The sequence below is a fragment of the Rhodococcus sp. P4_E4 genome, assembly GCF_056401575.1.
In genome coordinates, this window is record NZ_JBFUJB010000004.1 from 164,052 (window position 1) to 176,688 (window position 12,637).

General features: G+C 61.1%; 13 protein-coding genes, 1 tRNA gene and 1 other RNA gene. 7 read left to right on the forward strand and 8 right to left on the reverse strand.

Translation table 11 applies throughout. The annotated features are described in order from the left end of the window. Nucleotides 1–26: 26 nt before the first annotated feature. Nucleotides 27–1,001: a quinone oxidoreductase family protein gene (locus AC1DVN_RS06840; RefSeq protein WP_133728618.1), complete on the reverse strand. Its 975-nt coding sequence runs from the start codon at nucleotides 999–1,001 to the stop codon at nucleotides 27–29. A 200-nt stretch (nucleotides 1,002–1,201) separates the two neighbouring features. Here AC1DVN_RS06840 and AC1DVN_RS06845 point away from each other — a divergent pair, with 200 nt between their 5' ends. Next, nucleotides 1,202–2,206, forward strand: a complete 1,005-nt coding sequence (locus AC1DVN_RS06845) for an AraC family transcriptional regulator (RefSeq protein WP_133728619.1) — start codon at nucleotides 1,202–1,204, stop codon at nucleotides 2,204–2,206. On the opposite strand, the gene AC1DVN_RS06850 is transcribed toward AC1DVN_RS06845, so the two are convergent. Beyond that, nucleotides 2,199–3,245 carry a YeiH family protein gene (locus tag AC1DVN_RS06850; protein ID WP_477993636.1) on the reverse strand — a complete coding sequence of 349 codons (1,047 nt, stop codon included), beginning with the start codon at nucleotides 3,243–3,245 and terminating at the stop codon, nucleotides 2,199–2,201. The genes AC1DVN_RS06845 and AC1DVN_RS06850 overlap by 8 nt on opposite strands. A 101-nt stretch (nucleotides 3,246–3,346) precedes the next feature. Between AC1DVN_RS06850 and AC1DVN_RS06855 the strand changes: the two genes are divergently transcribed. Further along, complete coding sequence (locus AC1DVN_RS06855) at nucleotides 3,347–4,255, forward strand: LysR family transcriptional regulator (protein ID WP_133728621.1); 909 nt, start codon at nucleotides 3,347–3,349, stop codon at nucleotides 4,253–4,255. 7 nt (nucleotides 4,256–4,262) lie between these two features. Here the strand turns inward: AC1DVN_RS06855 and AC1DVN_RS06860 are convergent, their stop codons facing one another. From AC1DVN_RS06860 to ffs, 4 genes are all read right to left on the reverse strand, one after another. Further along, the gene (locus tag AC1DVN_RS06860; protein ID WP_019746526.1) at nucleotides 4,263–4,844 is read right to left on the reverse strand and encodes an HhH-GPD-type base excision DNA repair protein; all 582 of its coding nucleotides are present in this window, start codon (nucleotides 4,842–4,844) and stop codon (nucleotides 4,263–4,265) included. Between the two features lie 18 nt (nucleotides 4,845–4,862). Then, the gene (locus tag AC1DVN_RS06865; protein ID WP_020968199.1) at nucleotides 4,863–6,218 is read right to left on the reverse strand and encodes a glycosyltransferase 87 family protein; all 1,356 of its coding nucleotides are present in this window, start codon (nucleotides 6,216–6,218) and stop codon (nucleotides 4,863–4,865) included. 98 nt (nucleotides 6,219–6,316) lie between these two features. Next, on the reverse strand, nucleotides 6,317–7,609 hold the full coding sequence (locus AC1DVN_RS06870) for an aspartate aminotransferase type Ic (protein WP_477993637.1): 1,293 nt from the start codon (nucleotides 7,607–7,609) through the stop codon (nucleotides 6,317–6,319). Nucleotides 7,610–7,651: 42 nt separating this feature from the next. After that, nucleotides 7,652–7,751, reverse strand: an RNA gene (ffs, locus tag AC1DVN_RS06875) — signal recognition particle sRNA small type. A 136-nt stretch (nucleotides 7,752–7,887) separates the two neighbouring features. On the opposite strand from ffs, the gene AC1DVN_RS06880 reads away from it, so the two are divergent. The 3 genes from AC1DVN_RS06880 (at nucleotide 7,888) to AC1DVN_RS06890 (ending at nucleotide 9,368) form a co-directional block, all read left to right on the forward strand. Next, nucleotides 7,888–7,975, forward strand: a tRNA-Ser gene (locus AC1DVN_RS06880). 77 nt (nucleotides 7,976–8,052) lie between these two features. Continuing rightward, nucleotides 8,053–8,493 carry a hypothetical protein gene (locus AC1DVN_RS06885; protein ID WP_019746523.1) on the forward strand — a complete coding sequence of 147 codons (441 nt, stop codon included), beginning with the start codon at nucleotides 8,053–8,055 and terminating at the stop codon, nucleotides 8,491–8,493. 56 nt (nucleotides 8,494–8,549) lie between these two features. Continuing rightward, on the forward strand, nucleotides 8,550–9,368 hold the full coding sequence (locus AC1DVN_RS06890) for a pentapeptide repeat-containing protein (RefSeq protein ID WP_021332889.1): 819 nt from the start codon (nucleotides 8,550–8,552) through the stop codon (nucleotides 9,366–9,368). Nucleotides 9,369–9,377: 9 nt separating this feature from the next. Here AC1DVN_RS06890 and AC1DVN_RS06895 read toward each other — a convergent pair whose 3' ends face one another. Then, the gene (locus AC1DVN_RS06895; protein WP_007731580.1) at nucleotides 9,378–9,686 is read right to left on the reverse strand and encodes a DUF6191 domain-containing protein; all 309 of its coding nucleotides are present in this window, start codon (nucleotides 9,684–9,686) and stop codon (nucleotides 9,378–9,380) included. A 133-nt stretch (nucleotides 9,687–9,819) separates the two neighbouring features. Between AC1DVN_RS06895 and AC1DVN_RS06900 the strand changes: the two genes are divergently transcribed. Together AC1DVN_RS06900 and AC1DVN_RS06905 are read left to right on the forward strand one after the other, a co-directional pair. Continuing rightward, complete coding sequence (locus AC1DVN_RS06900; RefSeq protein WP_019746521.1) at nucleotides 9,820–10,491, forward strand: response regulator transcription factor; 672 nt, start codon at nucleotides 9,820–9,822, stop codon at nucleotides 10,489–10,491. Nucleotides 10,492–10,530: 39 nt separating this feature from the next. Continuing rightward, nucleotides 10,531–11,310: a helix-turn-helix domain-containing protein gene (locus AC1DVN_RS06905; RefSeq protein ID WP_046377798.1), complete on the forward strand. Its 780-nt coding sequence runs from the start codon at nucleotides 10,531–10,533 to the stop codon at nucleotides 11,308–11,310. 22 nt (nucleotides 11,311–11,332) lie between these two features. Here the strand turns inward: AC1DVN_RS06905 and AC1DVN_RS06910 are convergent, their stop codons facing one another. After that, nucleotides 11,333–12,622, reverse strand: a complete 1,290-nt coding sequence (locus AC1DVN_RS06910) for an MFS transporter (RefSeq protein WP_477993638.1) — start codon at nucleotides 12,620–12,622, stop codon at nucleotides 11,333–11,335. Nucleotides 12,623–12,637 lie beyond the last annotated feature (15 nt).

Below are 12,637 nucleotides of genomic sequence, written 5' to 3' on the forward strand. Positions count from 1 at the left end.
ATTCCTCTGGGAAGTGCTGTTTCGGTTCAGACGGAGAAGACGGAGGAACCGATACTGCGACCGGACTCCATGTCGTGGTGCGCACGCACCGCATCTTCGAGGGGGTATCGCTGGTTGATCTCGATCTTGATTCGCCCGGATTCGACGTGTGAGAACAGTTCGCCCGCCAATTCGGCACGTTCCTCGGGATCCGCGATGTAATCGGCAAGTGCCGGACGTGTGAGGAAGAGAGATCCCTTGACGGCCAACTGCATTGCCTGAATCGGCGGAGTCGGCCCGGACGCCGTTCCGAAGCACACCAGCAGCCCGCGCCTGGCAAGGCAATCGAGAGAGATGTCGAACGTGGATTGCCCGATACTGTCGTAGACAACCGGCACGCCGACGCCCCCGGTGATCTCCTTGACACGCGCTACGACGTCCTCGCGGGTGTAGATGACGACTTCATCGCACCCGTGAGCTCGGGCAACGCTCGCCTTCTCGTCGCTCGAGACCGTTCCGATCACTTTGATTCCCAACAGTTTTGCCCACTGGGTGAAGATCAGTCCAACCCCGCCCGCCGCAGCATGCAGCAACACGGTGTCTCCCGCTTTCAACGGGTAGATGCGACGCAGAAGGTATGCGGCAGTCAACCCTCGCATGGTCATGGCGGCCGCGGTGTCGAAGGCAATGCCGTCGGGAAGCGCGATCAGGTCGGACGACGCCATGATCCGCTCGGTGGCGTACGCACCCAGCGGACTGCCGGTGTAGGTCACGCGGTCCCCCACTGCAAAATCGACGACTCCCTCGCCGATCTCTTCGACCACGCCGGCACCCTCAACGCCCATCCCGGCAGGCAATTGCGCAGGGTAGAGGCCGCTTCGAAAGTAGGTGTCGGCGAAGTTCAACCCCACCGCTTCATGGCGAACTCGAACCTCTCCGACACCCGGTCGTCCTACCTCGATCTCTTCCCAACGCATGACGGACGGTGTGCCGATCTCGTGGAACCGAATGGCGTTTGCCATCGATGCTCTCCAATTCTGTGGGCGGACTCGGCTCGATTGCGGTCGAGCTGCATTCGTACGCAACAACTTCCAGAAGTCGGTGCTCGACTTCGCGGTCGTGCCGAACTGATGTGAACAAAACTATGTGAGATCCGGCTCACATGCTTAACTTGACGAGACACGCAACACAACATTTCGGGACATCGAGTAAAGGAGGCCCCTTGAAGCCACTCGCCCGTTACGCATCACTGAACCGCTACGTCGACCTGTGCCGAACAGTGGACGTCGACGCTGTGGCCCTGATGAGAAGTGTCGGCCTGAGCCCGGCAAGTCTGGCGAACCCGGACCAATGGGTACCGGCCGCCTCCATCGCATCGCTCCTGGAGCGATCGGCAGCGGAGTCCGGACACGAAGACTTCGGGCTTCTACTCGCCGGCCTGCGTCGACTGTCCAATCTCGGTCCCCTCAGCTTGGTCATCAGGGAAGAACCAGACGTCAGGAGCGCACTCGACGTATTGATGCGATACGAGCACACGTACAACGAGTCATTGCGCATCCGATTGAACGAGGTCAACGGACTCGCCACCCTGCGAATCTCGCTCGAGGTCGGCGAGCCGGTCGACACCAGACAGAGCGTCGAACTCGCAGTCGGCGCGACGCTGCAGATCCTGCGAAGTTTTCTGGGTTCTCGATGGCATCCGGTCAGCGTGGGATTCACGCACAATGCCCCGAAAGATACGAGCACGCATCGACGAATCCTCGGCGACACCGTGGAATTCGATCACGAATTCACCGGAATCGTTTTCTTCGCCGCCGACCTGGATGCGGCAAACCAACTGTCCGACGAGTTGCTCCGGCCGTACGCTCGCCAGTTCCTCGACTCACTTCCCGCATCGGAAACCTCCGACACACTCAGCCGCACCAAGGAATTGATCGAAGTTCTGCTTCCGACCGGCCGCTGCTCGGTCGAGCAGGTAGCACGAAGCCTCGGATTCGACCGGCGGACACTGCACCGCCATCTCGCCGAATCCGGAGATACGTTCACTGCCGTTCTCAATTCGGTCCGAAGCACCCTCGCGGAACGATTTGTCGCCAATCCTCGCTATTCGTTGACCGAAGTGGCGGTACACCTGGGGTTTTCGACGCAGGGTAGCTTCTCGCGCTGGTTTCGCACTCAGTTCTCGATGAGCCCGAGCGCATGGCGGACTCAACGCTCGATCAGCTGACCAGCACGACTCCGACGTAGGCGATCGTCGCCACCCACACGGTGGAAATCGCGGCCAGCACGAATGGTCGGGCACCCACGCCACGAATGACGCTCAACCGCACTCCTAACCCGAGAGCGAACATCGCAGCAGCCAACAGCGCCGTCTGCACGGTCTTCGCCAATCCGAGAAACTCATTCGGCAATATTCCGGTGGAGCGCAAACCCATGCAGCCGATGAATGCCACAACGAACAACGGAATCAGCGGGGGACGCTTGGTGGCAGTGTTGTCGACCATCGTGCGTTGCCGGATACTCAGAAACGCCATGACCGGCGCCAGCATCAACACGCGCGCAAGTTTCACGACGGTCGCGACACCCAACGCGGTGGCGCCGAGAGCGCTGCCTGCAGCCACTACTTGCGCGACTTCGTGGATCGACCCACCGGCCCACATGCCTGCGCCAATCTCGCTCATACCGAAAGCATTGGCCAACAATGGGATTGTCGGAATCATCAGAGTTCCGAAGATCACCACCAGCGCTACGGCAGTCAGCAACTCTTCCTCCCGCGCATTCACCACACCGTCCGCAGCAGCCACAGCGGCAGCGCCACAGATCGAGAAGCCGCAGGCAATCAGAATCCTCTGCGACCAACTCAATCCGAGAAGCTTTCCGGCATACATGGTCCCGGCGATACCGAGGAACACTATCGCCACCACAACCGCGATCACTCCCCAACCCAAACCGACGATGTCGGAGAACATCAATTGCAGCCCGAGCAGAGCGATCCCCACCCGAAGTAGTCGTTTCGCCGAGAATGCCAGGCCAGGTTGGAGTTTCGCCGGCAAGGCAACGATATTCGCCAACGCCGCACCCGCGACAATCGCAATCAGCAGCGGACTCACGGCGGAGGTGAACCGACCGGCTACCAGTGCGACCGCGGCCCCCAAGGCGCACAACGCAACTCCGGGCGTCAATGCGGCGAGGTTCGACCACCGTCGCACTTCTGACGAAGGGGCGACTGCGGGTTTCTCGGCCACGGACTTCACATCACGGTTCACCCATCCAGAGTCCTTCAGCCATCATCGTCCCGGTAGGGCGATTTCTACCATCACGGCATATCAGATCGATATGGAAAAGGTGCTGGGTATAGCCTGTCTGCATGACCAGAAGGTGGCCCGACCTCACCACTCTCGAGCTACTTGTCGGTATCGACGATCATGGAAGCCTCAGTGCTGCAAGCCGTCTGGCTCACATCGCACAGCCGAATGCCAGCCGCGCCGTCAAAGCCCTCGAGCGGCAGCTCGGGATGCCACTCATACACCGAAAGTCGACGGGGGCGACTTTGACTCCGCAGGGGACCGTCATCGTCCACTGGGCGCGCCGCGTCCTCGCCAACTCTAGCCAGCTTCTCGACGTCGCAGAAGGGATGCGGACCGAACGATCGGCGGAATTGACCGTCTGCGCCAGCATGACCGTCGCCGAACATCTGATCCCGGCCTGGCTCGGCGTCTTTCGATCACTGCATCCCGGTGTCACCGTCCACCTCCAGGTCTACAACTCGACACGCGTACTCGAAGCCGTCGAAGTAGGAATGTGTGACCTCGGATTCGTCGAGTCCCCGACCGCTCCGAAGACCCTGTCCAGCGTCACCGTCGCGCGTGACTCGCTGGTCGTGGTCGTTCATCCGGACCATCCATGGGCACGTCGACGAAAGCCCCTGACCGTCGCCGAACTGGCAGCGACACCGCTGCTGGTGCGTGAGCCCGGATCGGGAACGAGAACAACTCTCGACCTGGCGTTACACGAATACGAGCGCGGTGCACCGTTGTTGGAACTGGGTAGTTCGGCCGCGATTCGAACCAGCGTGCTCGGTGGCGTCGGTCCGGCGGTACTGAGCACACTGGCCGTCGAGGATCAGGTGAAGAAGGGAGAGCTCCGGGCCGTAGCCGTCGAAGGCTTGGAGCTCGACCGATCCCTGCGTGCGGTGTGGCGTCCGCCGCGTCAGCTCGAGGGCCCCGCAGGCGACCTGATGAAAGTAGTGCGTGCGAGCGGGCCCCGGAAACCCTGAAAGCGACTTACTTCTTGTCGGCCTTCGCTGCTGCCTTTGCGGCCTTCTTGAACTCACGGACCTCGAGCAAGGACTGCTCGTCGACCACGTCTGCAATCGAGCGCCTCGAACCTTCGAGCCCGTAGTCGCCGGCCGCTTGACGCCAACCTTTCGGCTCGACGCCGATCTGTTTTCCGAGCAACGCCAGGAAGATCCGGGCCTTCTGATCCCCGTATCCGGGCAGTGCCTTGAGCCGCTTCAGCACTTCTTTGCCGTCGGGATTTCCCGACGTCCAGATCGCCGCGGTGTCGCCGTCGTAGTTCTCGACGATGAACTGGCACATGAGCTGGATACGCTCGCCCATCGACTTGGGGAATCGGTGCACAGCCGGAGGCTCGGCACAGATGGCGATGAACTCGTCGGTGTCCATGTCGGCGATACGCCTGACGTCGATACCGCTGAGCCGATCCGCCAGCTTCTTCGGACCGAGGAAGGCCGTTTCCATCGGAACCTGTTGATCGAGAAGCATTCCGATCAACAACGCCAACGGGTCCTCGGCCAGGAGGGCATCAGCTTCGGGGTCACCGACAAGGTTCAGTTGAAGTGCCATGAGTCCGATACTGCCACGTCAGGCGGCAGTTGTGACCGGCGCCGACGCATCCGGAGCCGGAATCTTCCACTTCTTCCAGCCGAACAGAACCAACGTCGAGACCGCGGCAAGCGTGAAGACCCAGAGGTAGACGCCGACGGTCGGAATCCGCAGATACTCGGGCGGCACGAACATGAACAGGCCCATTCCGACAAAGCGATCCGTACCCGGAATGACCGACGGGTCCCACCAGGTGTGAGACCAGTTCAAGACTGGGAGCAGGAAAACGAACGGCGCCACCCACGCCCAGCGCTTCTTCGACACCATCGCGTAGTGCGCGGCGAGGACGACCAGCGGGACGAACCACACCCAGTGATGACCCCACGAGAACGGCGAGACAGTGGTCGCAGTCAACCCCGTCATGGTGAGGCCGAGCAATTTCTGGCCGTGCCGGTGAGCAATCCACGCGGCACCGAGTCCGAGGCATACTGCCAGCGCACTGAAGACGAGGACCAGGACCCGCGACGGCGTCGGAGTGTGAGTGAGCTGAGCAATCAGACCGGACACGGACTGGTTACTCGGAGCATCCGTCGGTCCGACGCGTTCGCTGTCGACAAGAGTGCCGGTCCAGTACTTGTACGCATCGTTGTAGATCACGACGAAACCAATCGCGACGGTCGCCGCGAACGTCACGACGGCCGTCACCAACGCACGCCATTGACGAGTGATGAAGAGGTACGCCCAGAAGAAGGCCGGAGTGAGCTTCACGCCGGCGGCGATGCCTGCCCCGATTCCACGGAGCCGACTCTTCTCGTCCCGACCGAGGTCCCACACGATCAAGAGCAGCAGGAAGATGTTGATCTGCCCGAGCCAGAGCGTCGTACGTATCGGTTCCATGAACAGAAAGATCGTGGTGGCCAACGCACTGACGGCGTACGCCTTCACGTCGAGCCGATAACCGAGGTACTTCCAGCACAACACGATCACTGCGAACAACGCAGCGATGTTCAAACCCGTCCACACGACAATCGCCTGTTTGAACGAGAGCACCGCCCACACCGTGAACAGCAAAGCCGCAAACGGGGTGTACGTGAACATCATCCCTTCCAGGACTGGCCCGTCGTACAACGGAAGGCCCTGAACCACAACGCTGCCGCCGTGGCGGTAGACGTCGAGATCGAGGAAATTTTCGAAGATCCCCCAGTACCGCGTATTCATCGGCACGGCGAAAAGAACCATCAGCACGGACGCGACTGCCAGAACACCGAGCACAGAGAATCCGAGAACACCGACACGGAGACTGCGTCGCGGTATGTCAGCTTCGATGACCGACTCTGATTTCGCGGTGTGCGCCTCGAAAGAGGGTCCATCCGAAGCGTTGATCGCGCCCGTCACTACAACCTCCGGGATTTACACCCTATGTCGGGAATTGATGCTCCGAACGGTACAAGACGAGACCGAAAAGTACCGACCGGGCACGCCGCTTAGAGAACTCAGATCTCGGAGAGACGCGATTCGGTGGCTGCGAGCAGGACACACGTCGCCACGCCGTCCATGGCAACTTCGAGTTCAGCCGTGGACGGGAAGCTCGGGGCCAACCGGATGTTCCGGTCATCCGGATCCGTGCTGTACGGGAAAGCCGATCCGGCAGCGGTGAGCGCGATACCCGCGTTCTTCGCCAGTTCGATGACGCGCTTGGCCGTGCCGTCGACCACGTCGAGGCTGATGAAGTATCCGCCCTTCGGCTCGGTCCAGGACGCGACCTTCGAAGCACCGAGACGATCCTCGAGGATCCGCAGTACGAGCTCGAACTTGGGTGCGAGGAACGCGCGATGCTTCTCCATGTGCGCACGAACGCCGTCGGCATTGCCGAAGAAACGCAGGTGGCGAAGCTGATTGACCTTGTCAGGTCCGATGCTCTTCTTACCCAGGAACTTCTGGTACCAGGCAAGGTTTTCCGCCGAGCTACCGAAGAAGCTCACACCAGCGCCGGCGAAAGTGATCTTGGACGTCGACGCGAACACGAGCGGACGGTTGGGGTGACCGGCCTCCGCTGCCATCGAGAGAATGTCGTAGGAAGGCGCAGTCTCGCCGACAAGTGGATGCACGGCATACGCGTTGTCCCAGTACAGGCGGAAGTCGGGCGCGGCCGTCGGCATCGACGCGAGCGTCCGGACAATTTCTTCGGAGTACACGGCGCCGGTGGGGTTCGCGTAGACCGGAACCGCCCACATGCCCTTGATCTGCGGATCTGACGCAACAAGTTCGGCGATCTTGACGACATCCGGGCCGTCGTGGTTCATCGGCACCGCAATCATCTCGATGCCGAGGGACTCGGTGATCGCGAAGTGGCGGTCGTAGCCCGGTGCGGGGCAGAGAAACTTGATCTTCTCTTCCTGTGCCCACGGCCGGGCCGAATCCGGAGTGCCGTGCAGCAGTGAGAACACGACGTTGTCGTGCATGATCTCGAGGCTCGCGTTGTTGCCGGCGAGAAGGTTCGCAACGGGGATACCCAGCAGCTCACCGAAGATGGCGCGCAGTTCCGGCAGACCGGTGAGTCCGCCGTAGTTGCGGCAGTCGGTGCCGCTGCCGTCACGGAAGTCACCGTCGCCGGGCAGCGTCAGCAGCTCTGCGGAAAGGTCGAGTTGTTCCGGGGAAGGCTTACCGCGGGTCAGATCGAGTGCGAGCTTCTGCGCCTGGAGCTGCGTGTACTTCGCGCTCTCGCTCTCATGCTCGGAGGTGAGTTCTTCATGGCTCATCAACCCGATCTGGGTTTGGATAGGCATCCGGAGCGGCCTTTCACCGACGAGGCGGGGTCGGGTATGTGAAAAAAATAGAGGACCCCGCGCACCCGGCAGAGCCCGTTGACCCTTGCTGCCTTCCGGCCCTGGGGGAGTTCACAGGATGCGCGCCGCGCGGGATCCAATGAACAGTGTAGACGGCTTTCGTCGGCCGCTGCACACCACCTACCGGGGTGGAGATGCAAACCCTGAGATCCACCGGTTCTTCGCAGGTCAGGTACCCGTTTAACGCTTCACGCCTGCAATTGGGTATGCTGCTCCACGGAGGATTCGCCTAGTGGCCTATGGCGCTCGCCTGGAACGCGGGTTGGGTTAACGCCCTCAGGGGTTCAAATCCCCTATCCTCCGCCAGGGAAGTCCCCGACCAGTCTTGGTCGGGGACTTTTTCTTTGCCACGAAGCATCGCCGAGCAGCGATACTGTCGACGAATGCGTCCCTCGACAACTGGCCGGGTCATCGCAGCAGGTACCGGCCTGATACTGAGTGCACTTGTCGACGCCCCCGTGAAAAAGTGGATGTCTCACCGCCGAACACCTGCCTACGCCGCCGGCCTCGTGGTCGCCGCGGCCGTTTATCCCGTGGCTCGGCAGGGACAAGCTCGGCAGGGACGCCTGGTCGACGTCTCCATTCCCGTTCGCGAATGGAGTGCAGTGTCCGCAACATTTGTGGTCTTCGTCGGCGCACTGGTTCTGCAGCCGAGTACCGCACGGCGACTGGTTGCAGCGAGCTGGGCCGTCCACCCGATTTTCGACCTACTTCACGAGCGTGGTCCGGAATCACGTCTGCCGGATTGGTACCCCGCAATTTGCGCGGGATACGACCTCGGAGTCGCTGGACTTCTTGCTGCCGAACCACGCAATTTCGTTTGACAGACTCACGAACTCGAAGCCAGACTTTCCGTCCAACCCAACAATCGGGAGTACGCGTGATTGCCGGCCAGACCAATCTGCTCGCGGATTGCAGCAGTTGCTTCGGCCTGTGCTGCGTCGCACTCCCCTTTTCCAAGTCCTCCGACTTCGCGACCAACAAGAATGCCGGCGACCCCTGCAAGAACCTGCAGCAGGATTTCCGCTGCGGCATTCACACCGGATTGCGAAAGAAGGGCTTCACCGGTTGCACCGTGTACGACTGTTTCGGTGCGGGACAGAAGGTTTCACAGCAGACCTACGACGGCATCAGCTGGCATGATGCCCCGGAGACCGCGTCAGACATGTTCGAAACGTTCCCTGTCGTACGCCAGTTGCACGAACTGCTCTGGTATCTCGCCGAAGCCCGCTCGCTGAAGCAAACCCACTCGATACGAAAGGAACTCGACGCTGCACTCGCAGAGACGGAAAGCCTGACCAACGGCACGCCTTCGCAGATTCAAGCCGTCGACGTCTCAGCACACCGAGCGACAGTCAACACACTGCTCTTACAGACGAGTAACCTTGTGCGCTCGCCGATCTCAGGCAAGAAGGGTCGCAAACTCGACCACCGCGGCGCAGACCTCATCGGCGCCAGATTTCGTGGTTCCGATCTACGTGGAGCCAACTTTCGCGGGAGTTACCTGATCGGTGCAGACCTCCGCGACTGCGAACTCGATCGAGCTGATCTGATCGGTGCAGACTTGCGCGGCACCGACATTCGCGGCGCAAAACTCCGCGGCAGTATCTTTCTCACTCAGTTCCAGATCAACGCGGCGGTTAGCGATTCGGCTACCACACTCCCCGATTCACTGACCCGCCCCAGCCACTGGGCCTGAGCCCGACTGTCAACTCCGTCGACGGAGAACGACCTTGTTAGCTTCCGGATCGACGGACACCCACGGCGGGTCACCGTCGGTTCCGTCCTCACGATGCATCAACGCGCTCTGCCGCTGTTCGAATTCATGATGCTTGGACCCCTGAAACAGGGCAGCAACCTCTTCGAAGCCCGCAGCCGAGACCGGACGAGTCGTGCGCCCCCTGGTCCACGGCAGTGCGCGGCCACCGGTAAGCCGGTTCCAGAGAGTCTCGGCGAACGCGAACAGAACCAGCAGCACGAGCAAGCCTGGCAGCGTCAACGCGAACAGAGTGCCCATGAAAGAAGTCTAGCGGCGAACGCCCCAGGTCCCCTCAACTTTTGATCAGCCACCTTGTTGTGGCCATGCGGTGGATGATCTGCCAGAATGCAAGCTGTTACGACTAGTAACACCTTCGGGGGGAGGATTTCACGTGAGCTTGATACTTGCAGCTACCGACCGTTCGGAGCTTGCCCAGACACTCGGGGCCGAATTAGTACATTTTGGTCATCAAACACAGCTCGTCCGCACCGGGCGCCGCCTACTCGACGACCTGGACACCGACAGTTTCGATATCGCCGTGATCGATCTCTTGTTGCCGGACATCGACGGCTACGAGATTGCACGACAGATCCGCTTGCGCAGTTCGATGCCGATCATGATGTTGGTGGATACCCACGAGGACATCGACGAAGCACCACATGGCGCTGTCTCGGACTTCGTACTGAACCCGATCGATTCTCACGCGCTCGATCTTCGGGTCACCGCGATCCTTCGTGAAACCGCGCATCCCGCCGCCGGAAAACACCAACGTCACGGTGACCTGCTCCTCGATCGACGTGCGATGACGGCGACGATGGGCGGAAAGCTGCTCGTCCTCAGCCGGACCGAATGGCGGGTACTCCTGGAACTGTCGACCGAGCCTGGGCGCGTGTACTCGCGTGATCATCTGATCCGAAACGTCTGGGGTTCCGACCACGAAAAGACACGTGTGGTCGACGCGACCATTCTCAGCTTGCGGTCCAAACTCGAATCCAATCCCGCGAAACCGAAGTACATCAAAACCATCCGGGGGTTCGGATATCGCTTCGGCCCGGTCGAATGAACTCGCCTTCGTGTCGGTGGCGCTCGATAGGCTCTTGTCATGGGTTGGTACACACCACAATCGGTCGCCCCGGATCTCTCCGACATCCTGGTGTGTGGCTGGACGGCGTGCGCAGAAGGTGAACACCTGCTCGTGCCCGATGCTTGCATGGACGTGCTGTGGATACGTGGCGTCGGCATACGCGTCTGTGGCCCCGAAACCGCTGCATGGTCATTCACTCTTCCGCCCGGAACACGCTCCGTGGGTGTTCGATTCCGCCCTGGATCGGCATCGCCGATGTTGCGAACCTCGGCGTCCGAGCTTCGAGATTCTCGCGCTGACCTCAGCGCTGTAACCGACGCACGCACGGAACGAATACTGTTGAACCGCTTGGAAAATTCCGAAGACCACGAACAAGTCTCGATCCTCGAAAGCGCTGTCCGGAGTTGGGCAAGTTCGAGTTTCCGTCACGATCCGGTGATCAACCACGTCCGCACCGCACTGTCCGAACATTCGTGGAATGTCAGCACTCTCGCCGACGCGGCGGCACTGACTTCGCGCCAACTCCAGCGTCGATGCAACGACGCCTTCGGATACGGCCCTGCAACGCTGCGCTCGATCCTGCGCCTCCAGCGTTTCATGGCGCTCGCTCGCAGTCGACCCGCACTGGGCCTCGCTGAATCCGCAGCCCACTGCGGATTCAGCGATCAGGCCCACTTGACGCGTGAATGCCGCCGAATCTCTTCGCTGACCCCGGCAGCTCTACTGCGAACCCAAGCCCCCGACTGGCACGGGTCGGATACCGTTGTCGCGCTGGCAGAGGGAGACGCGGTCGCATGATCGCTACCGCGCTCCCCCGCCGTCACTTCTGACTGAAAAGCGTCCTGGCAGACCACAGCCCGCCGAGGGAGAGCACTGCGACCGTCATGTAGTAGTAGCTCGGAGCGTCGAGCGAGCCTGTTGTACTGATCAACCAGGTCAAGACCAACGGCGCGATTCCGCCGAGCAAGGTCACGCCGAGGTTGTACGACAAAGACATCCCGGTAGCCCGGATCTCCGCCGGGAACAGCGAACTCATCAAGGCAGGCAACGGGCCGAAGGCAAACGCCATGATGACGCCCAGGGCCGAAACAACCAGGACGAGCGTCAGAGTCGAGGGGTGATCGACCATCAGTTTGAAGAGCGGCCAGGCCAGGACGATTGCCGCAACGGCGGCCCAGGTCATAACTCTCGCAGGTCCGACCCGGTCTGCAAGATGACCGATCAACGGCACGGTGATCAAGGTGACCAGTCCGGCGACGATTCCGCCGAGGTAGCCGGCAGAGGCGGATACTCCGAGGTTCTTCACGGCAAACGTCGGCATGTACAAGATGAGGTAGATCGAGATCGTCGCGACGCCGACTACTGCGGCGCCGGTCAGCACCCGGCCGAGATGCCTGGTCAGCGTCGTCTTCAGCGGGGCCTTTTCCGGGACGCTCGTCTTGAAATCGTCCGTTTCATCGAGCTTGGCGCGGATGTAGAGACCGACCGGCCCGACGATGATGCCGAAGAAGAACGGAACGCGCCAGCCCCATGAGTAAAGCGCTTCATGCGAGAGACGGGTATTGAGCACGTATCCGAATAACGATGCCAGGAAAACCGAAGCACCCTGGCTGGCAACCTGCCAGGAAGAGTAGAACGCCTTCTTGTGCGGTGCAGTTTCCACGAGGAAGGTTGTAGCAGTACCGAATTCACCGCCAGCGGAGAATCCTTGAATGAGTCGCGAAACCAGGATGACGACGCCGGCCCACGGCCCGATCATCGAGGTCGTCGGCGCCACCGCCATGATGAGCGTGCCGATCATCATCAGCATCATCGTCAACGTCAAGGCGTTCTTGCGCCCGCGACGGTCGGCATAGCTTCCGAGAACCATCCCGCCAAGCGGCCGGATGACGTACGAGATCGCGAACGTCGCGAACGTCAGTATCAAGCCGAGAGTGTTGTCGCCGCCGGGAAAGAAGTTATGGGCGATGACCACTGCAAATGATGCGTAGACGATGACGTCGAACCATTCGAGCGCAGCGCCGAGCGAACTGCTGATCACCGCCTTGCGAGCAGCGGCCAGGCGTTCCGGGGTGACTGCTCCGGAGGTTGGCGTAGTTGCCGTGGACATGGTTTTCCTTAAGGG

Coding starts and splice junctions, on each gene's coding strand:
- AC1DVN_RS06840 (WP_133728618.1), bottom strand. CDS start 1,001: ATGGCAAACGCCATTCGGTTCCACGAGATCGGCACACCGTCCGTCATG.
- AC1DVN_RS06855 (WP_133728621.1), top strand. CDS start 3,347: ATGACCAGAAGGTGGCCCGACCTCACCACTCTCGAGCTACTTGTCGGT.
- AC1DVN_RS06860 (WP_019746526.1), bottom strand. CDS start 4,844: ATGGCACTTCAACTGAACCTTGTCGGTGACCCCGAAGCTGATGCCCTC.
- AC1DVN_RS06870 (WP_477993637.1), bottom strand. CDS start 7,609: ATGCCTATCCAAACCCAGATCGGGTTGATGAGCCATGAAGAACTCACC.
- AC1DVN_RS06885 (WP_019746523.1), top strand. CDS start 8,053: ATGCGTCCCTCGACAACTGGCCGGGTCATCGCAGCAGGTACCGGCCTG.
- AC1DVN_RS06895 (WP_007731580.1), bottom strand. CDS start 9,686: ATGGGCACTCTGTTCGCGTTGACGCTGCCAGGCTTGCTCGTGCTGCTG.
- AC1DVN_RS06905 (WP_046377798.1), top strand. CDS start 10,531: ATGGGTTGGTACACACCACAATCGGTCGCCCCGGATCTCTCCGACATC.
- AC1DVN_RS06910 (WP_477993638.1), bottom strand. CDS start 12,622: ATGTCCACGGCAACTACGCCAACCTCCGGAGCAGTCACCCCGGAACGC.